Source organism: Motilimonas sp. 1_MG-2023 (assembly GCF_030547455.1).
Classification (GTDB): domain Bacteria; phylum Pseudomonadota; class Gammaproteobacteria; order Enterobacterales; family CBDFNC01; genus Motilimonas.
This window is the reverse complement of record NZ_JAUOPX010000022.1, coordinates 14,207-32,332: the sequence shown is the minus strand read 5'-3', so window position 1 is coordinate 32,332 and position 18,126 is coordinate 14,207. Positions and strand designations below refer to the sequence as shown.

The following is an 18,126-nucleotide window of genomic DNA, read 5'->3' as shown; positions in this document are numbered from 1 at the left end:
CTTATAGTCTCTCAGAAAGAAGGCCTAGTTTTCAATCTACACAACGAGACTTACAATCACAAAATTATAAAATTATCTCGGGGTTTAGTATGAATCACTATCGAACACTTTTAACACTCACCTTAGTGATTGTTTTGTATTTAACCTGGAATACTATTTGGGTGTTGCCGCTGAAAATTTTGGTTGTCTATTTTCACGAATTTAGTCATGCCTTGATGACCTGGCTTACTGGCGGTCGTGTCATTAGTTTTGTTGTTTCAGCGGATCAATCGGGTCATGTTATTTCTGCAGGGGGAAGCCGATTTCTTATTTTATCGGCAGGCTATTTGGGATCGATTCTATGTGGAGCACTCTTATACCGCTTTAGCCATGTTAATAATTTGCTTTGGTTACTCGTGGCATGTTTTGTGTTAATTGGTGTGTTTTTCTTTGGTTCAATGTTTACCTTGTTATTTAGCCTAGGTGGAGCATTAGTACTTGGCCTTACTCGTTATTACCTTAGCTTGTTTTGGCAGCAAACACTGTTGCAATTGATTGGTTTAGCCAGTCTTTGCTATGTGCCATTTGACGTCTACCAAGACACTATTGCCAATGCACATCAACGTTCAGATGCGGCCATGTTAGCCGAAGAGTTTTTTGGTTTTACTTGGCTTTGGGGTGGATTATGGTGCGCATTAAGTGTGGTCGTGTTTTGTTGGGCGTTATTTAAATCGAATAGCCGAGCTGTTACTGACAAGGCGTAACTGGTCATACCCAATCAACTTGAAGATGCCTGTTTCAGCGCCCCTTTGTGTTTTCAATACTAGGGTCGCTAATGCAGGAATGTCGGCACCTTTTTAAATTAGCTTAACAATGTAGTGAAAACGCGGTGATAGGGTATAACACCGTTATTCGAGCATTCATTGATCTAAATCCACTGTATATTTTGGGTTGTCTGCGCTATTTCACAGTATTTTTCCTTTTAAATGCCAAAGTAATTATCTCTTACTTTTAAATCAGCCCATTGGTTGGTTTGGCAGGATCAAGGAACGATGAAACAATATTTTAAGTATTTATTTCCTATTCTTATTCCCGGGATAATTTTATCTCTGCCGCTTAGTTGGTTTCCGATTGAGAACATCACCTTGGCTGAGCAGCGGATTATCGCGATATTTGTGCTGGCTGCTTTGTGTTGGGTATTGGAGCCTATTCCTATTTACGCGACATCAGTGCTGATTATTGTCCTTGAACTGCTGTTCGTGTCAGATAAAGGGCTGTGGTTTACTCAGCAAGCATCACCCGATTTAGGGATACTGCTCAGCTACAAAGACATCATGGCCACTTTCGCATCGCCAATCATTATGCTGTTTCTAGGTGGTTTTTTTCTGGCGATGGCGGCGACTAAATACCGGCTTGATGTGAACTTGGCGCGGGTATTACTGAAACCCTTTGGCCAACAACCTAAATACGTGATGTTAGGCCTCATGATGATTACCGCCGTCTTTTCGATGTTTATGAGTAATACCGCGACCACTGCGATGATGTTAGCCATATTAACACCAGTATTGGCCGTTTTTGCCAAAGATGACTTAGGTAAGGTGGGCTTTGCCTTGGCCATTCCTGTGGCAGCTAATGTTGGGGGCATCGGTACTCCCATTGGCACCCCGCCAAATGCGATAGCTTTGAAATATCTAGTGGGCGATAAGCTGATTACCTTTGGTGAGTGGATGGCGTTTGGTGTGCCTTTTGTGATTATTTTATTGGCTGTGTCTTGGTTTATGCTAAGTCGGTTATTTCCCGCTGATACCGATAAAATAGAGCTGACTATTAAGGGACGCTTTTTAAAAACACCGCAAGCCATTGTTGTTTATTGTACTTTTACTTTAACCATTTTACTTTGGTTAATGGGCGGTATTCATGGCATGAATGCTTATGTGGTGGCGTTGATCCCTGTGGCGGTGTTTTCAGTGACAAAAATCATCACCAAGGAGGATTTAAAAAAGATTTCTTGGGATGTGCTTTGGTTAGTTTCTGGTGGTATCGCCCTTGGTTTAGGGCTGGAAAAAACCGGTTTAGCCGCCAATGCGGTGGCGGCCATTCCATTTGGTGATTTCTCGCCCTTGGTGATCATTGGCGGGGCGTCGGTGCTGTGTTTGTTAATGGCTAACTTTATGTCACATACCGCTACGGCTAACTTACTAATGCCGATTGTTGCCGCTTTGGGACTCTCAATGCATTCGTTGCTACCCTACGGCGGTCAAGTTGCGCTTATTTTATGCGTAACCTTTGCTGCTTCTCTGGGAATGTCTTTACCGATTAGCACACCGCCTAATGCATTGGCTCACGCTTCAGGTCATATCAATACTAAGCAAATGGCAAAAGTGGGGGCCAGTATTGGTGTTATAGGGCTATTGATGACCTTTGCAATGGTGTATTTATTAACGGTTATTGGGTTTATTTAACATGCACAGCGACCCTTCACCCGAGATTGCCGCAACCATATCGCGGTTACAACGCTGTTATTTTAATCAGCCTGAGCGTCAAATTCGGCTAAACAAAGGCGAGATGTTACTCGAGCAAGGGCAGGCGAATGAAAAACTGTTTCTATTACTGTCTGGACAATTAACGGCTTATTATCAAGTCGAGCCCGATGGCGAGTTTTTTGAATTAAATCAATCCAATCCACCGTCCTTTACTGGTGTGCATAGTTATTTCTCGGGCTCTTATTGTGCTCGGTTTCGTGTCGTGGCGAGTAAAGATAGTGAACTTGCCTATATTGATACTCACGTTGAGGTTAAGCAAGAAGCTGAGTTTGGCCCCTTAGCGCAGCAATTTATGCCAGTAATTGTAAATGAGCTTTCTCAGCGGCAAATTCTAGCAATACATGCACAAGTTGAGCACAATTTGGCGCAGCAACGCGCCATGCAAGCAGAAAAAATGTCGACCATCGGTCAGTTGGCGTCAGGGTTGTCCCATGAACTTAATAATGCATTGGGAGCCATTTCAGGAAAAAGTGCTTATTTTGAGCGCTTTATGGATCGGCACTTTGAGCAACATTTTCCCACTCAGCACCATTATTTTCGTGCCGGCCTTGATAGTAAGCAGGGACTTGATAGCAAGCTAGTGCGCGCGCGCGGTAAAGTTTTTGAACAAACCTTAGGTGTTGAGCGCGATCAAGGTAAAGCCCTAGCTCGTATTTTTACCCACCCTGATGAGGTAGTTGCACTTGGCAAAAGCTTTTTAAAGCGCTTAGATGAGTTTGCTGATTATTGGCAACTTGGTCGTGATTTTAAGGAGTTAAAGCAGGCCGTTAATCATGCCACGGGGATCATTAAGTCGGTTCGTTTACTTGGGGCTGGAGACACGGAGCGTAAATACGGCGTAGACATTAATGACACCATAAACTGTGCCTTAGACCTAATGAGCAGCCATTGCCGCTCAGTTGATATTCGTATTCAAGCCGGCCAGTTACCTTTATTGTGCGCCAGCCATGCCGAGTGGGTGCAAGTGTGGGTTAGCTTGATTAAAAATGCGTATGAAGCGCTTTTGAGTCAGCCTAACTCCGCGCCAATGATCCGTATTAAAACGCTGTTATCTGGTCACTTCATACAAGTATCAATAGAAGATAATGGCCCCGGAATTGCGCCTAACTTGATGAAGTCTATCTTCCAGCCAGACATGACCACCAAAAAAGGTGGACTCTCATTTGGTCTTGGCTTGGGGTTGTCGATTTCACAACGAATTATTAGTAGTTATCAAGGAGAGCTGGAAGTAGTCAGTCAGCCTGGACTGACCTGCTTTAGGGTTTTCTTACCAATAGAGGTGAATAATGGAAACAATTAACATTATTTGTGTTGATGACCAACGCGAAGTGCTTTCTGCTGTGGTACGAGACTTAGCGCCACTGGCAGACCATTTTAATATTGAAGAGTGTGAGTCGGCAGCTGAATGTGAAGAGCTGATGGATGAGCTTGACGCAGATGGGGAACATGTTGCGTTGGTGATATCTGATCATGTGATGCCCCTTAAAACCGGGGTGCAGCTGTTAACGGAGATAGCGGATGATCCGCGCTTTAGAGAGGTGAAGAAAATCTTACTAACAGGCCTTGCAACTCATGCTGATACCATTAAAGCCGTTAATCAGGCACATATTGATCACTACCTAGAAAAGGCGTGGGATGGCGAAGAATTATTGCACATTAGTAAGCAGCTGTTGACCGAATATATAGTTAGCCAAGGACTGGATTATCAAAGCCGGTTAGCAGTATTAGACGCGCCAACCCTTTACAAACTAATCCAATGAGCAAAAGGGAGTCTAGGGGTAAATAACGCAGATAGGACAGTGTTGTGACGCTAATAAAACCTAGCGCCACAACAAAATAAAATATCATTCATAAGTTGGGTAGTAATAACGCATAGAGGCAAAAGCTGCATTTTTGTCTTTGGTTGCTATGCCAACATCGGCTAAAGCTTCATCATAATGCATGCCGCCAGCACCACTGATTTTAACTTCTTTACCCCGCAGAGCGCCCAAAAGATCGCCAGAGCCAGTCGCTTTGATGTTGGCCAATGGCGCATAAACAGAGGCGTACATGTCCGTTGCCCCGGCAAGCGATACACCATAATCATTGGCGCGGCTGCTTTCGTAAGATGAAAAAATCGAGAAAGGCGGCTTGCCAGAGTCAGTAATACTGCCTTGGGCAACAACTTGCCCTGTTGATCCGATATCAACTTTCCCCTCAATATAAAGGGTGAGTGAGCTGCCCGCGGCAATATCAATTCTAGGGCCGCCGCCACTGGTACTAAAATCGCCTTTTATCACCAGAACCACATCACCTGTTACATTAATCTGGCCATTTTTTAGGGATAGGCTGTCAAATACATGCACTGGAACAGGTTTTCCGTTGCCTTCGACATCTAAGTTTTGCGCCGCCTTTTCTATCACCTCGCCACTGTTACCCTGTTTTTGAAACATTTCGGCAGTGCTTTGGGTAAATTGATAGGGGCGACCAGCTGTTTGCCAAGCAGAGGTATCCATCACGCCATTACTAGTATAGTTTGAAAATCCTGTCATTTTGCTAGTAATATCAAGAGGATCACAAGCTGGGGCAATAAAAGGAGATAGGTTAGGATCGGCTTTGATAACTGATTGCGCGATTGACGAGAGATCGCCGCCAGTTAAATCACTGCCGTTATAGGTTAGACTGCCCTGGATATCAGTATTTGAATGGTACTTAATATCACCAGCGATTGCACCATTACCACCAATGGTTAGTCCCGCGACATCTAAGTTACCGCCAGCGTTGAAATCGCCCGTTAAACGATTATTACCGCCGCCAGATACTTTAATGTCGCCCGCAGCGTTAACATTACCAATTAACTCTGAAGAGCCAGTGCTACTAAAGTCACCATTAACATTGATATCTCCATGGATGGGAGCATTACCACTAAGAGAGATATCTGCGTTGCTGTTAATGGTCATAACGCTGGCATTCTTGCCGACATTAGCGCCGCCATATTGGCCTTTACCGGAGTGATAACTATCAATTTTGCCGCTACCAGAGAGTGCAATGCCATCGCAGCCAACTACGCCATTTTCGAAAATATTTTGCATTGAAGAAACATTGATTTGCGCATTTAAATATGCCGTTGCACCGCGATAAGTCCCTTTGCTGATAAAGCTCAGCATGGCACCGTTTACCTTGACGTCAGCAGGGAGCAGTTCATAACTTCCCTCAACGCCAGCGCTAACATCTTTTAGGGTTTTTATTCCTGTCGCAATGGTATCTAAATCAACATTCAACTTATTTTGCTGCTCAATGTAAGAAAAAGTGGCAAAAATGCCTTTTTCCGCCATCATGCGGGCATTGATTTCTTTTTGTTGGTTACCACCGATTTGTTCTTGTAGGCGGTTTTCTGACATGCCACCAAAGGCCACAAGGGTTGCGACAATGGTGACGATCAAAACGGTAACAAGCACATAGCCTTGTTCAGCTTTAGACGTATAGTTCATAGTTTACTCCAGCGTTTCTTACGGGGCGGTGATCCGCGCCAGTATTTTTTGCCGCAGTGCTACAGTAAAGGTCAGTCCGTTTGTGCCCATGTTCGAGGGCATTCCTGTTACTTTTATCGAAACGTTAACTCCTTCAGTTCCGACAGCTTGCAGTTGAAATTTTTCGACATTTAAGGCAATTAATTGATTGCCAATGCCATCATCACAGTAAAGGCCTTTACCATCGCTATAAAAGCGATCGCTGGTGCCATTACTTCGTGTATTTCCTAAACAACTTAACACTTGGTCGCCGATATTAATGTCTTGATAAGTAACCAATAACTCACCTTGGCTATTTAAGGTGCTAATGCCTATGCTGTCGCCTTGGCGCACGCTACGCGATATTAAGTTAAATGCGCCGCGCAGTGACTCTTGCGCTTCGGACAAGCTTTTTGTGGTATTTAACGTGTTTTTTAATGAGCCGTAGACGCTACTGCAGGCCAATACCAGCACCAAGCCGAGCAACATCGCAATGAGTAGCTCTATGAGTGTGAATCCTGATGTTGATGTCATTTTCTTCATCGTATGACCTCAATTACAAACGTCAGGGAAGTTGGCAAGTAGGGTGAGCTTATTGTTATCAGCCTCGGCTATTTTACTGTCTTGCCAATTGAGCTCTATTGTTGTACTCAACGCAAAACTCACGCCGGGTTTGTCGGTTGTAACACTGTATCCACTTGGTAAACTTTGTTGCCAATTGCTAACTAATGCGGTGTACCGAGCAGGATCCGTTTGTGCATTACATAAATCTAGCCAAATGCTATCGACTAAGTTATTCGCTCGGATAGTCGATACTGTGTATTGAAAACTGGACTGTGCTGATTGCAGCATTTTTATTTCGAGTAAAGCTAGGCCCAACAGAGCAATCACCGCGACCACCGTCGCGATCAACACTTCAAATAAACTAAACCCTTGTTGCTGAGCGATTAATTTCATTAGCTGCACGCTCCTGCTTGCAGTTGGCTTTGGCCACTGGAAAGAACGCATATGTAACGTGTTGACGTCTTATCTTTAATGCTAAAGCTCGTTGCACTATTCAGTGCTCCGGTACCGAGTACTTTCACTGCATTGCCTGTGATCTTGATACTTGAATGAGGAGCACCTGTTTCATGTAGCACCTTATTGTTTAGGTCGAGTACCTGCCAGCCGTTAGCCCAATCGTTATTAATTGGTTTTAGTTGGATCGGTGTGGCAGTTTTTATCGCTTCACTACGGCTGAACCGATAAGCGTTATATAAATTATTGGTCGCGCTGGTAAAACGCTCGGTTGAGATAACACTCTGATAGCTAGGCACTGCCACTAATGCAAGGATCATCACAATGGCAATAGTGACCATTAATTCGATTAGATTGAACCCCAACGTTGCCTGTTGTTTCATCATACCGTCCTTGCTAAATTTAGCGCCAACAAGTGGCTTTGGCAGCGCTTAACACCCCAGCTTGATTGATGGTTAAAGTGCCACATTCATCAGCCGACTGGTTGGTGTCCGGGGCAGCTTTTAGGGTGAAAGTGTTATTGGCCGCAGATGCTGTTAGGCTAAAGGTGTAACTGTCTGGTTTGTTAATGCTAGGTACGGCTACAGGGTAAACACCTTGACGTGCATAATTACGCTCAAAAATTTGCGCCATTTCTGTCAGTGCCATTTGTGCATCGACGCGGTTTGATTGCAATACGTGCTTATGATACGAAGGCAGCGCAATTGCTGCCAAAATACCGATAATGGCAACCACAATAAGCACTTCAATGAGGGTGAAGCCATTTCGTTTCATATCAGACCCGTCTCTACTTTCACATTTACTTCTTACTTATAAATAGTATAAGCATTCTTGCACTTTGTTCATCCAATATCATTAATCTTTGTGATTTATATTTAATACTTACTCATTATTGACTTTTTGTTTACGATCATTTTTTTATTAAAACAACTGGTCGGATGAGTTTGGTTTTTATACAATGTAAGAGTCTTTTTAAATCACTAAGGTGCTCGTTTATGTATCAAACTTATGGTGTTGCTAAGCTGTTTGCTCGCCGCGTTGCAGTGGTGATAGGTTTTATTGCTTTGCTACCGGCATTGCCTTTTATTAAACAACCAGGCAAATACAGTAGTGTGCTATTTAAGATGTGGCTGAAAACCAGTGATAAACCTGTTTGGATTGCAGAATCAGAGCAAGTTGGGCGACCGTTTATTTAAGCTTTTGTTTGACCAATGACTGCGCTTTGCTCCCTTTACGTATAAAATAGACGGCTTGTTATTTGATGATGTATTGAGGAGAGACCGCGTGGCTATTAGTTCAACTAAAATGGAAGGGGCGCTCAACCAGTTACTCGCACCGCACAAAATTAAAGACTATTGTCCAAATGGTTTGCAAATTGAAGGCAAATCTCAGATCCAAAAAGTCGTTACAGGTGTTACCGCTTGCCAAGAGCTGATTGATATTGCCATTGCCAAGCAAGCGGATGCTATTTTGGTTCACCATGGCTATTTTTGGAAAGGTGAGCCAGAAGTGTTAAAGGGCATGAAACGCGAGCGCATCGCTGCTCTACTTAAACATGACATTAATCTTTTTGCTTATCATCTTCCCCTCGATGTTCATCCTGAATTAGGTAATAACGCTCAGTTAGCACAGCGCTTAGGGATTAAATTACGTCGTGGTTTAGAGCCTTGGGATCCGCTCAGTGTTGCACAAGTCGGCAAGTTCGCTGAGCCTATTACTCCGCAAGAGCTGAGTCAGCGTTTGAATGTGGCATTAGAGCGTGAGCCGCTGTGGATTGATGGTAACAAACCAGAGATCCGCTCCGTCGCCATTTGTACGGGTGGCGGACAAAACTATATTGATCTTGCTGCCAGCCAAGGTATTGATGCGTTTATTAGTGGCGAGGTATCGGAGCGTACCGTTTATACCGCACGGGAAATGAATATTCATTATTATAGTGCAGGCCACCATGCCACCGAACGTTATGGTGTGCAAGCGGTGGGCGAGTGGCTAGCAGAAAACTATGGCCTCGATGTTGAGTATGTTGAGATCAATAATCCGGTCTAAGGCTCTTTGGCCTATCGTGATGGGATAGCTCAGGCAGCGTGGTTCAAATAAGGTAAAACAGCATCCGCTAATGTGATATTGCTAGCAAAGCAATATTTCCTTTCTTGCCAGCGTAACATTAAATTGCAATGTTAATAAAATGTTAGTTTATTGTTTCAGGTGGGTGAGTGATGGATATGCAGATATTTATCGGCTTTACGTTAACTAGCTTAATGCTGGTGATGATGGCGGTACATCAAGTTTGGCAGTTTGACGTTCAATTCCGATCGCGACCTTCCTTGGTGCGCTTTTGGTTACTTGCTTTGGTCAATTTCATTCGAGTATTAATGTTACAAGAGCCACTAAGCTTTAAAGTGGCTTACCCGAGTTTAGTGAATTGCAACTAAATAGGCTGACCACGTTTTCAATGGCTTTGCTGAGCTTATCGCGATCGTGCCGATGAACAATCTCGGTTTCGGCTAAATCAGCATAAAACATTTGATAATCGGTTAATGGCTCGCTGCCATAAGGCAAAATGACATAATCGATAAATTGCATATCCATTTGCGCTTCACACCAATTAAGTTGTTGATTTAAGCTTAATTGATCTGCGGGGCTTAATTCCGGTACCAAATTCGCGATAAAAATCACTTTTGCTTGGCTTTTTCTCAATGCTGTTTGCAAATCAGGCAGTAATAAAGGCGGCATGATACTGGTTAAGAATGATCCCGGCCCCAGTAAAATCAGTTCAGCCTGCTCAATGGCGGCAATGGCTTCCGGTGTTGCACAAACATTAGGACTAATCGCTAGCTGGCTTGGGAAGCTTTGCATTTGATCAACTAACACTTCACCATGGTAGTTTTTCCCTTGGCTACACATGGCCATTAGATCTGCGGGCTGTTCCGCCATGGGTAAAATTTGGCTGCTTACCTTGAGCATATTAGAGATAAGCTTGATAGCATCAACGGGCCTTATGGATAATTGATCTAAAGCCAATAGCATGAGATTACCCAAGTTATGGCCAGAAAACTCACCCTTACCAGGAAAACGATATTCAAATAACATGCTACCAATACTGGGCTCAGGAACTAATTGGTTAATACAATTTCGTAAATCACCCCATGCAATGCAGTCTTCACTTTGCCTGATCCTACCGGTCGACCCACCATTGTCTGTAGTGGTGACAATGCCCGTTAATTTTGGTCCTAAATAGGATAAAGAAGACAGTAATCGACCTAAACCATGGCCACCACCAATGGCGACGACTTGACTAAATTGTTGCAATGAATGTTCCGGCATAAGCACATTTAAACTCCAAATTGAGCAGAGAAATTATCTTATCAACTTTACATATGCAAACTTATTTGCTGCTATTCCTTCGCTACTCGTTTCTATCTGCTGATAAAGATGAAGTAACTATATGAAATCATTATTTAGTGCTGTATTTCTAAGTACATGACTGCCGCTTCAACTCGTGATTTAGCCTCGCATTTTTTCAATAAGCTTTTTACATGAACCTTTACTGTTCCTTCTGAAATATGTAATTGATCCGCAATTTCTTTGTTACTTTGTCCTTTTGCTATTTGTTGTAGTATTTGTAATTCTCTTTTGGTCAGTGAATCCACCTTGGCTTGGTAGTTGTTGTCTTCTTCTAGGCAACTGAGGTATTCAGTGATCCCTTCACTAAACACTTGCGCACCAGTGGCGGCCAACTTTAATTGAACAAGCAAATCCTCTGGCTCAGTATCCTTCAATAAATAGCCATCGGCACCTTGATTAACCAAGGCAATTACATCTTGTTTGGCATCTGATACTGTAAGTATGATGATCCGAGAGTCGATACCTTCTTCGCGCAGTGCTTTGAGAGTTTCAAGCCCTGACATTCCCTTCATATTAAGATCGAGTAAGATAAGGTCCGGCTCATGTTGTTTTATCATCGCAATTGCTTGGGTGCCATTGCTGGCTTCGCCCGTGACTAAAATGTCAGGATCTAAAGACAACAATTGAACAATACCCTTACGCATTAAAGGATGATCGTCAACAACGATAACGGAAAGTTTATTTGCTTCCATATGAGTACTCGGTTTTAGTTATGGGAAAGTGCAATAAAACACAAACGCCCTCTGCTGTATTGGCAATACTGAGTTGACCTTGCAACTTAGTTGCCCGCTCTTTCATTATGTTTAGTCCATAATGATTTTGTTTTTCAGTTACTTCTGGCAATCCGTGTCCATTGTCACAGACTTTTATTAAAATATGATGGGTATTATCATAAACACAGTTTACAGATATTTGACTCGCATTAGCATGCTTGATGCTATTTAGTACGGCTTCTCGAATGATTTGTAAGATGTGAATGTATTGTCCAGCATTAAGATGGTAATCGTTGATTTCATAACTTAATGAAATCGTAGCAGGCGTTTGCGGTTTGAGTTGCTCGATCATAGTAGTTAAAGCGGCCGACAGATCAGCCTCGCCGACTTTAAGGCGAAAAGTGCTGAGTAATTCTCGTAGCTGTTTATAGGCGTTGGCAACGCCTAGATCGATTTCATTGGTAATAGTAAGCGCAGCAGTTAAATTAGGCTCTAAGTTAATTTGGCGCTTTAAAAGGGTGCACTGGATCCTTAAAAAAGACAGCGATTGTGCTATTGAGTCGTGCAGCTCTCGAGCAATAACCCCTCTTTCTTCCATTAATGCCATCCGTTGACTTTGCAGCATGATGTCTTGCTGTTTTAATGCTTGCCCGAGTAAAAAAGCAAAGCTTTCAAGTACTATCATATCAACATGAGCATTTTTTTGGACTTGTAACTGCACTGAATTACTTTGACTTTGTGACGATGGATTAATCTCTAAGCAAGTGACTGCCAAATTGTCATGATCCCAAGCGGAGTTACTATAAAGGGTCCGATAAGCTTCTTGTTTAACAGCAAAGCATAATCGTGCTGATTTGAGCAGTTGTTGGTAAACCAATTGATCCAATACTTGGATAATATCTTTCTCGGTCAGCTCGGCGACATTAAGCTGCTGCGAAATATTGTATAAGAAGCTGACAGTTTGGTTGGCTTTGGCCAGCTCTTGTGTTTTCAGATTAACTTTACCTTCCATCTCTAGGTAGAGTTGTTTTAACTCTTCGGCCATATGGTGGAGTGCTTGTGTAAGTGTGCCAATTTCTTGATCTTTTGACTGCGGGAAATTGACATCAAACTGACGGTTTTTAATCTGTTCGGTGGCGGCCATCAGTTGATGTAACGGTTTAACAATACGCTGTCGCATAAAGCCCATTAAGTATGAGCATATTAAAAGAATGACGACTAAACCGATACTTTGGGCAATAAAAAGAAAGCGAACTTTATTCTCAGAGTAGTTTTGCAATGTAAGTACAAAGGTATCGATCTGAGCAACAAAGCTGATTAAATTGTCATGGTAGGTTTGTGCTTTATTCGCTTCTAGTAACTGGCGCATTTTTTGCCACTGCACCACCACTTGATAATAATGATGGGATACTTCATCAGGATAATACCAAGTATTTAAACCAGCGAGAGCAGCGCCAAATAGGGAGGTTTCAAATTCCACTATTTTAGGTTCAATGGTGCTGTGGGGGGTCGTTAGGGCATGAGCGATGCGATAACTTTGCATTCGCAGTGAGCCAGCAACGTTGACCATATTAGCATCTTTCAAATTGGTGCTTTCTACACTCAGGGTTAGCATGGCTTGAAGCAGTGAAAGGCCAAAAATAAAAATTAATGCTTGGCGTAATGTCGACGTTGCAGATTGGTTAAACTGACGAATTTTCATTATCACTTTATGGATAGAAAGTCGGGTGATAAGGCCTATTTTACGCAATTCCTAGTCAGTTTGCTGGGAACTAGCGCCAATATCTGTTATACCCAATTATAAATGAACACCGAGTCTTTTTCGTCTAAGTCGAAGATACGATGATAAGACCGCTTCAGTTATGTACTGAGAAGGGTTAAAGCAGAAATGGTTTAGCCTCCCGAATTTGGAAAGGCGTTTATGTCAAAACTTGTTGATCAATTTCAGCGTAAGTTTGAATACTTGCGGCTGTCGGTTACAGATGTCTGTAATTTTAAATGTACCTATTGCTTGCCCAATGGCTATCACCGTGAGCATAAGAAACAGTTTCTTAGCTTGGTAGAAATTAGCAATTTGGTTCAAGGATTTGCCCAGCTAGGCACCAAGAAAGTGCGGATCACTGGTGGTGAGCCCTCACTGCGTCGTGATTTCGCAGACATTATAGAAACGGTTAAAAATACGCAAGGCATCGAAAAAGTAGCCACCACAACCAATGGCTTTCGTATGGCGAAATCGGTTGCTGATTGGAAAGCTGCGGGTTTAGATGCCATTAATGTCAGTATGGATAGTCTGGATGCCAATATGTTTCATCAAATTACCGGTGAGAATCTACTCACTAGAGTGATGGCCGGTATCGATGCGGCATTTGCAGCGGGTTTTAGCCAAGTTAAAGTCAATACAGTGTTAATGAAAAGGCTAAATGCTCATGAATTAGACACCTTCTTAGCTTGGATCAAGCCGCGAAATATTCAGTTGCGATTTATTGAATTAATGCAGACGGGTGATAATCACGCTTTATTTCAAGCCCATCATATCTCTGGCTCGGTGATCATGAAACAATTAATCAACCAAGGCTGGGTTGAAAAGGTGCGTCAGGCCACTGACGGGCCCGCGCGCGTTTTTTGCCATTCTGATTACAGCGGCGAAATTGGTTTGATCATGCCTTACGAATCGCATTTTTGCGATAGCTGTAATCGTCTAAGAGTGTCATCTTTAGGGCGTTTACATTTGTGTTTATTTGGCGAGCAAGGGACGGAACTCCGCGATTTATTGCAAACAAGTGAGCATAGCGAGGCATTGCAACAAAGGTTAATGGAAGCCCTTAAAACCAAACGAACCAGCCACTTTCTGCAGCAAGGAGAGCTAGGTGGTACTGTTCATCTTGCCTCAATTGGCGGGTAATGTTGTTTCTAGCCTGAGTCTGTCACTTTTCATTATATGGCCGTATTAAATCAGCAACATATTATATTGTTTAGTATCGCGATATCTTTTTATACCTATTGGTATGCCATCATTAATCTTCAAAATTGTTCCCATTAATGTGAGCTAAGTCGTACTCAGTTATTGATCTAGCACAACTCCACTATCTTTTTACCCCCTGCTAGGTATATCGAGTTAGCCCATCAAGGTCTACATTCATCTTTAATTGGTTGGATGACCGACGAGATTAACAATGATGGCGAACCAACCAGATCAACTTAAACGACGCTTTTTACGCGGCCAAGGTGCATCACTAACCGAGTTGCCTTGGTTAGATAAAAGTCGGGTATTTATTGATGATTGTACCCGCTGCGGTAAGTGTGTGGATGCTTGCGAAACGAAGGTAATTGTTAAAGGTGATGGCGGGTTTCCAACCATTGATTTCTCTCGTGGTGAATGCACTTTTTGCCAACAGTGCGCCATTGTCTGTCCTGAGCCTTTATTCGATTTATCGCAGCGTTCACCTTGGCAACTCAGCGCCACTATTCAAGAAACTTGTCTTGCTAATCAACAAGTCTACTGCCGCAGTTGCAGCGAGCATTGCGATCAACAAGCCATTAGTTTTAAGCCCGGCCTCAGTGCAACACCTGAAATTGATTTAGCCAATTGTAGTGGCTGTGGCGCTTGTGTTGCGCCGTGTCCTGTCAGTGCGATTACAGTGGCTGAACACATGAAATGAATCAAAAACAACCAGTGAGTAAAGAATACATGCAGCCACAAGAATGCCACATTTCTAGTCTAGTTGTTCACTGTAACCCTGAGCGAGTGGCTCAGGTTGTTGCTGATATTGAACAGCTTAAAGAAGCCGAAATATATGCCCAAGAAGGTGGCAAGCTGGTGGTGGTAATAGAGAGTGTTGGTAAAAACCACATATTAGAAACAGTTGAAAAGTTAAACAACATAGCAGGTGTTATCAACGCCTCTATGGTGTACCACCAATTTGAAAAATTAGATGTGCAATGTGAGGACAACAAACTATGAAACTAACCAGACGCGCGTTTGTAAAAGCTAATGCTGCAGCTTCTGCTGCCGCCGTTGCTGGCATTGCATTACCTGTCTCAGCAACTAATTTGATCGCCAGTAAAGATGCCACCAAAATAAAATGGGAAAAAGCGCCTTGTCGGTTTTGCGGTACAGGCTGCAGTGTCATGGTGGGAACCCAAGAGGGGCGAGTCGTAGCAACTCAAGGAGACCCAGACTCTGAAGTTAACAAAGGACTAAACTGTATTAAAGGCTATTTTTTATCCAAGATAATGTACGGTAATGACCGATTAACAACGCCACTGTTGCGGATGAAAGCGGGAAAATACCATAAAAATGGGGATTTTACGCCTGTTAGTTGGGATCAGGCTTTTGATGTCATGGCGGACAAGTTCAAACAAGCGATTAAAGATAAGGGGCCAACATCTGTGGGGATGTTTGGCTCTGGTCAATGGACGGTTTGGGAAGGTTACGCCGCCGCGAAATTAATGAAAGCGGGCTTTTTGTCCAACAATATCGATCCCAACGCACGCCACTGCATGGCCTCCGCTGTGGTCGGTTTTATGCGCACTTTTGGCATTGATGAACCTATGGGCTGTTATGATGATTTAGAGGCGGCCGACACGTTTGTATTGTGGGGCTCTAATATGGCGGAGATGCATCCCATCTTATGGTCGCGCCTAACCGACCGCCGATTAGCCAATCCTCACGTTAAAGTCCATGTATTGTCCACTTTTCAACACCGTAGTTTTGAACTGGCTGATAACGGTATGGTTTTTACCCCTCAGTCTGATCTCGCAATTCTCAATTATATTGCTAACTACATCATTCAAAACGATAAAGTAAATTGGGATTTTGTAAATAAACACACGGTATTTAAGCGCGGCACCACCGATATAGGCTATGGTTTACGGCCCGAACACCCTTTACAGCAAGCCGCGAAAAATCCAGACAGTGGTGCCATGTCTGACATGACATTTGAAGAATACAAACGCTTTTTGTCCGAATATACCCTAGAAAAGGCGGTGGAACTTTCTGGCGTACCCGCTGAAAAGCTAGAAGCTTTGGCACAATCCTATGCTGACCCAAATCAAAAAGTAACTTCATTTTGGACCATGGGTTTTAACCAGCACACGCGTGGTGTTTGGGCGAATAACTCGGTCTATAACATACATTTATTGACAGGTAAGATTTCAGAGCCGGGCAACAGTCCATTCTCACTAACGGGTCAACCTTCTGCCTGTGGCACTGCGCGTGAGGTTGGCACGTTTGCACATCGTTTGCCGGCTGATTTAGTTGTTACTAACCCTAAGCATCGCGCCACTGCGGAAAAAATTTGGAAACTGCCTGAAGGCACCATTCCTGCGCAACCTGGCTATCACGCGGTGCTGCAAAATCGCATGTTAAAAGACGGTAAGTTAAATGCTTATTGGGTGATGTGTAATAACAATATGCAGGCCGCGCCTAACATGAATGAAGAAGGGTTGCCGGGCTATCGAAATCCAGAAAATTTTATTGTTTGCAGCGACCCTTATCCAACGGTTACCGCGCAAGCCTCTGATCTGATTTTGCCTACGGCGATGTGGGTCGAAAAAGAAGGAGCCTACGGCAATGCTGAGCGTCGTACCCAGTTTTGGCATCAACAGGTGGAGGCTCCGGGCGACGCTAAATCGGATCTGTGGCAATTAATGGAGTTTTCTAAACGTTTTAAAGTGGAAGAAGTGTGGCCGCAAGCGTTGATTGCAAAGCAGCCGGAACTGCGAGGTAAGACCTTATACGATATTTTATATCGTAACGGCAATGTTGATAAATTTGGTTTAGATGAAGTGCCAGAAGCACGTTTAAACGACGAAGCTCGCCATTTTGGTTTCTATGTCCAAAAAGGATTGTTTGAAGAATATGCAGCGTTTGGTCGAGGTCATGGTCATGATTTAGCGCCATTTGATATGTATCACCAAGCTCATGGTTTACGCTGGCCCGTGGTGGATGGCAAAGAAACCTTGTGGCGTTACCGTGAAGGTTATGACCCTTATGTCGGCAAAGGTAAGGGGGTTGATTTTTACGGTAAACCTGATGGTAAGGCGTTTATTATTGCCACGCCATTTGAGCCAGCTGCGGAAGCGCCAGATCAAGAGTTTGACCTATGGTTAAGCACAGGTCGTGTATTAGAGCATTGGCATTCAGGCTCAATGACACGTCGCGTACCTGAGTTGTATCGCGCCTTTCCTGATGCGGTGATCTTTATGCATCCCAACGATGCAGAAAAACGCAATTTACGTCGTGGTGATGAAATTATAGTGAGTTCGCGCCGCGGTGAATTGCGCTCTCGTGTGGAAACCCGCGGCCGTAATCGCCCACCCGAAGGCTTAGTCTTTATGCCTTGGTTTGATGCCAAGCAGTTGACTAATAAATTAACGCTAGACGCCACCGATCCGTTATCAAAAGAGACGGATTATAAAAAGTGCGCGGTCAAAATTGTTAAAGCCTAATCAAGCTTAAGGTGGAGAGTAAAATATGAGAAAACAAACAATAGCGGCATTATGTATTATTGGCGCCAGTGCTTTGTTAAGTGCAACGGCCTTAGTTAGCGCTGAAACTGACGCTCAACAAGCCGAAACTGTAGTAACCAATAATGGTGGTATCACTTCGTTACGAGGCAATGTTGAGCTCAACACGCAACAGCAGCCAGAAGAATTAAAGAAAGTTATTACCGATCGTGACCCGATTAGTCGTCAATATGTGCACCAGCCGCCTGTGATCCCACATTCAATTCGACACTACGAAGTCGACCTTAATGCCAATAAGTGCCTGTCCTGCCATAGCTGGAAAAATGCACCTGAGTCGGGTGCAACCAAAATCAGCCCGACCCATTTTGAAACGCGGGAAGGGATGACCTTGTCTGATGTATCACCAAGGCGGTATTTCTGTTTGCAATGTCATGTGCCACAAGCCGATGCCAAGCCTTTGGTTAAAAATAATTTTAAACCTGTGGATGCCCTTAAATAGTGGTCAATCATTAC

Annotated in this window: 20 protein-coding genes and 1 riboswitch; of the genes, 12 read left to right on the top strand and 8 right to left on the bottom strand. The window is 43.5% G+C overall.

The window, feature by feature from the left end:
• Positions 1–89 precede the first annotated feature (89 nt).
• The 4 genes from Q4519_RS12675 (at position 90) to Q4519_RS12660 (ending at position 4,282) form a co-directional block, all read left to right on the top strand.
• Positions 90–743 carry a M50 family metallopeptidase gene (locus Q4519_RS12675; RefSeq protein WP_303512740.1) on the top strand — a complete coding sequence of 218 codons (654 nt, stop codon included), beginning with the start codon at positions 90–92 and terminating at the stop codon, positions 741–743.
• A 288-nt stretch (positions 744–1,031) separates the two neighbouring features.
• The gene (locus Q4519_RS12670; RefSeq protein WP_303512737.1) at positions 1,032–2,441 is read left to right on the top strand and encodes an SLC13 family permease; all 1,410 of its coding nucleotides are present in this window, start codon (positions 1,032–1,034) and stop codon (positions 2,439–2,441) included.
• Position 2,442: 1 nt separating this feature from the next.
• Positions 2,443–3,822 carry an ATP-binding protein gene (locus tag Q4519_RS12665; protein WP_303512736.1) on the top strand — a complete coding sequence of 460 codons (1,380 nt, stop codon included), beginning with the start codon at positions 2,443–2,445 and terminating at the stop codon, positions 3,820–3,822.
• Positions 3,809–4,282 carry a response regulator gene (locus Q4519_RS12660; RefSeq protein ID WP_232803630.1) on the top strand — a complete coding sequence of 158 codons (474 nt, stop codon included), beginning with the start codon at positions 3,809–3,811 and terminating at the stop codon, positions 4,280–4,282. The genes Q4519_RS12665 and Q4519_RS12660 overlap by 14 nt, the downstream gene beginning before the upstream one ends.
• Before the next feature lie 84 nt (positions 4,283–4,366).
• On the opposite strand, the gene Q4519_RS12655 is transcribed toward Q4519_RS12660, so the two are convergent.
• Genes Q4519_RS12655 through Q4519_RS12635 form a run of 5 tightly spaced genes read right to left on the bottom strand, consistent with a single transcriptional unit; the run spans position 4,367 to position 7,801 of the window.
• A complete protein-coding gene (locus Q4519_RS12655; RefSeq protein ID WP_303512735.1) occupies positions 4,367–5,992 on the bottom strand; it encodes a hypothetical protein in 1,626 nt (541 codons plus the stop codon).
• Between the two features lie 18 nt (positions 5,993–6,010).
• The gene (locus Q4519_RS12650; RefSeq protein ID WP_303512732.1) at positions 6,011–6,553 is read right to left on the bottom strand and encodes a PilW family protein; all 543 of its coding nucleotides are present in this window, start codon (positions 6,551–6,553) and stop codon (positions 6,011–6,013) included.
• A 9-nt stretch (positions 6,554–6,562) separates the two neighbouring features.
• Positions 6,563–6,967: a prepilin-type N-terminal cleavage/methylation domain-containing protein gene (locus tag Q4519_RS12645; RefSeq protein WP_232803627.1), complete on the bottom strand. Its 405-nt coding sequence runs from the start codon at positions 6,965–6,967 to the stop codon at positions 6,563–6,565.
• The gene (locus tag Q4519_RS12640; protein WP_303512730.1) at positions 6,967–7,410 is read right to left on the bottom strand and encodes a GspH/FimT family pseudopilin; all 444 of its coding nucleotides are present in this window, start codon (positions 7,408–7,410) and stop codon (positions 6,967–6,969) included. Before Q4519_RS12640 ends, Q4519_RS12645 begins: the two co-directional genes overlap by 1 nt.
• A 19-nt stretch (positions 7,411–7,429) precedes the next feature.
• Positions 7,430–7,801: a type IV pilin protein gene (locus tag Q4519_RS12635; protein ID WP_232803626.1), complete on the bottom strand. Its 372-nt coding sequence runs from the start codon at positions 7,799–7,801 to the stop codon at positions 7,430–7,432.
• Positions 7,802–8,022: 221 nt separating this feature from the next.
• On the opposite strand from Q4519_RS12635, the gene Q4519_RS12630 reads away from it, so the two are divergent.
• The 3 genes from Q4519_RS12630 to Q4519_RS12620 all read left to right on the top strand — a co-directional run bounded on the left by Q4519_RS12630 (position 8,023) and on the right by Q4519_RS12620 (position 9,459).
• Positions 8,023–8,223: a DUF2517 family protein gene (locus Q4519_RS12630; RefSeq protein WP_232803625.1), complete on the top strand. Its 201-nt coding sequence runs from the start codon at positions 8,023–8,025 to the stop codon at positions 8,221–8,223.
• A gap of 94 nt (positions 8,224–8,317) precedes the next feature.
• Complete coding sequence (locus Q4519_RS12625; protein WP_303512804.1) at positions 8,318–9,073, top strand: Nif3-like dinuclear metal center hexameric protein; 756 nt, start codon at positions 8,318–8,320, stop codon at positions 9,071–9,073.
• A gap of 170 nt (positions 9,074–9,243) precedes the next feature.
• The gene (locus Q4519_RS12620) at positions 9,244–9,459 is read left to right on the top strand and encodes a hypothetical protein (protein WP_232803624.1); all 216 of its coding nucleotides are present in this window, start codon (positions 9,244–9,246) and stop codon (positions 9,457–9,459) included.
• Here the strand turns inward: Q4519_RS12620 and yvcK are convergent.
• From yvcK to narQ, 3 genes are all read right to left on the bottom strand, one after another.
• On the bottom strand, positions 9,422–10,351 hold the full coding sequence (gene yvcK / locus Q4519_RS12615) for a uridine diphosphate-N-acetylglucosamine-binding protein YvcK (RefSeq protein ID WP_303512721.1): 930 nt from the start codon (positions 10,349–10,351) through the stop codon (positions 9,422–9,424). The two genes, Q4519_RS12620 and yvcK, sit on opposite strands and share 38 nt — an antisense overlap.
• Before the next feature lie 134 nt (positions 10,352–10,485).
• Positions 10,486–11,124 (bottom strand): two-component system response regulator NarL, encoded by a 639-nt coding sequence (gene narL / locus Q4519_RS12610; RefSeq protein ID WP_232803623.1) that lies wholly within the window; start codon positions 11,122–11,124, stop codon positions 10,486–10,488.
• Complete coding sequence (narQ, locus tag Q4519_RS12605; RefSeq protein WP_303512715.1) at positions 11,111–12,847, bottom strand: nitrate/nitrite two-component system sensor histidine kinase NarQ; 1,737 nt, start codon at positions 12,845–12,847, stop codon at positions 11,111–11,113. The genes narL and narQ overlap by 14 nt, the downstream gene beginning before the upstream one ends.
• A gap of 95 nt (positions 12,848–12,942) precedes the next feature.
• Positions 12,943–13,079: riboswitch (molybdenum cofactor riboswitch) on the top strand.
• Between narQ and moaA the strand changes: the two genes are divergently transcribed.
• The 5 genes from moaA (at position 13,067) to Q4519_RS12580 (ending at position 18,112) form a co-directional block, all read left to right on the top strand.
• Positions 13,067–14,047: a GTP 3',8-cyclase MoaA gene (gene moaA, locus Q4519_RS12600; RefSeq protein ID WP_303512713.1), complete on the top strand. Its 981-nt coding sequence runs from the start codon at positions 13,067–13,069 to the stop codon at positions 14,045–14,047. Its footprint overlaps the riboswitch before it by 13 nt.
• 271 nt (positions 14,048–14,318) lie before the next feature.
• A complete protein-coding gene (gene napF / locus Q4519_RS12595; protein WP_303512711.1) occupies positions 14,319–14,804 on the top strand; it encodes a ferredoxin-type protein NapF in 486 nt (161 codons plus the stop codon).
• Positions 14,801–15,106: a chaperone NapD gene (locus tag Q4519_RS12590; RefSeq protein ID WP_232803619.1), complete on the top strand. Its 306-nt coding sequence runs from the start codon at positions 14,801–14,803 to the stop codon at positions 15,104–15,106. The genes napF and Q4519_RS12590 overlap by 4 nt, the downstream gene beginning before the upstream one ends.
• On the top strand, positions 15,103–17,595 hold the full coding sequence (gene napA / locus Q4519_RS12585; RefSeq protein WP_303512708.1) for a nitrate reductase catalytic subunit NapA: 2,493 nt from the start codon (positions 15,103–15,105) through the stop codon (positions 17,593–17,595). The genes Q4519_RS12590 and napA overlap by 4 nt, the downstream gene beginning before the upstream one ends.
• A 25-nt stretch (positions 17,596–17,620) precedes the next feature.
• Positions 17,621–18,112, top strand: coding sequence for a nitrate reductase cytochrome c-type subunit (locus tag Q4519_RS12580; protein WP_232803617.1), 492 nt, complete (start codon positions 17,621–17,623; stop codon positions 18,110–18,112).
• Positions 18,113–18,126 lie beyond the last annotated feature (14 nt).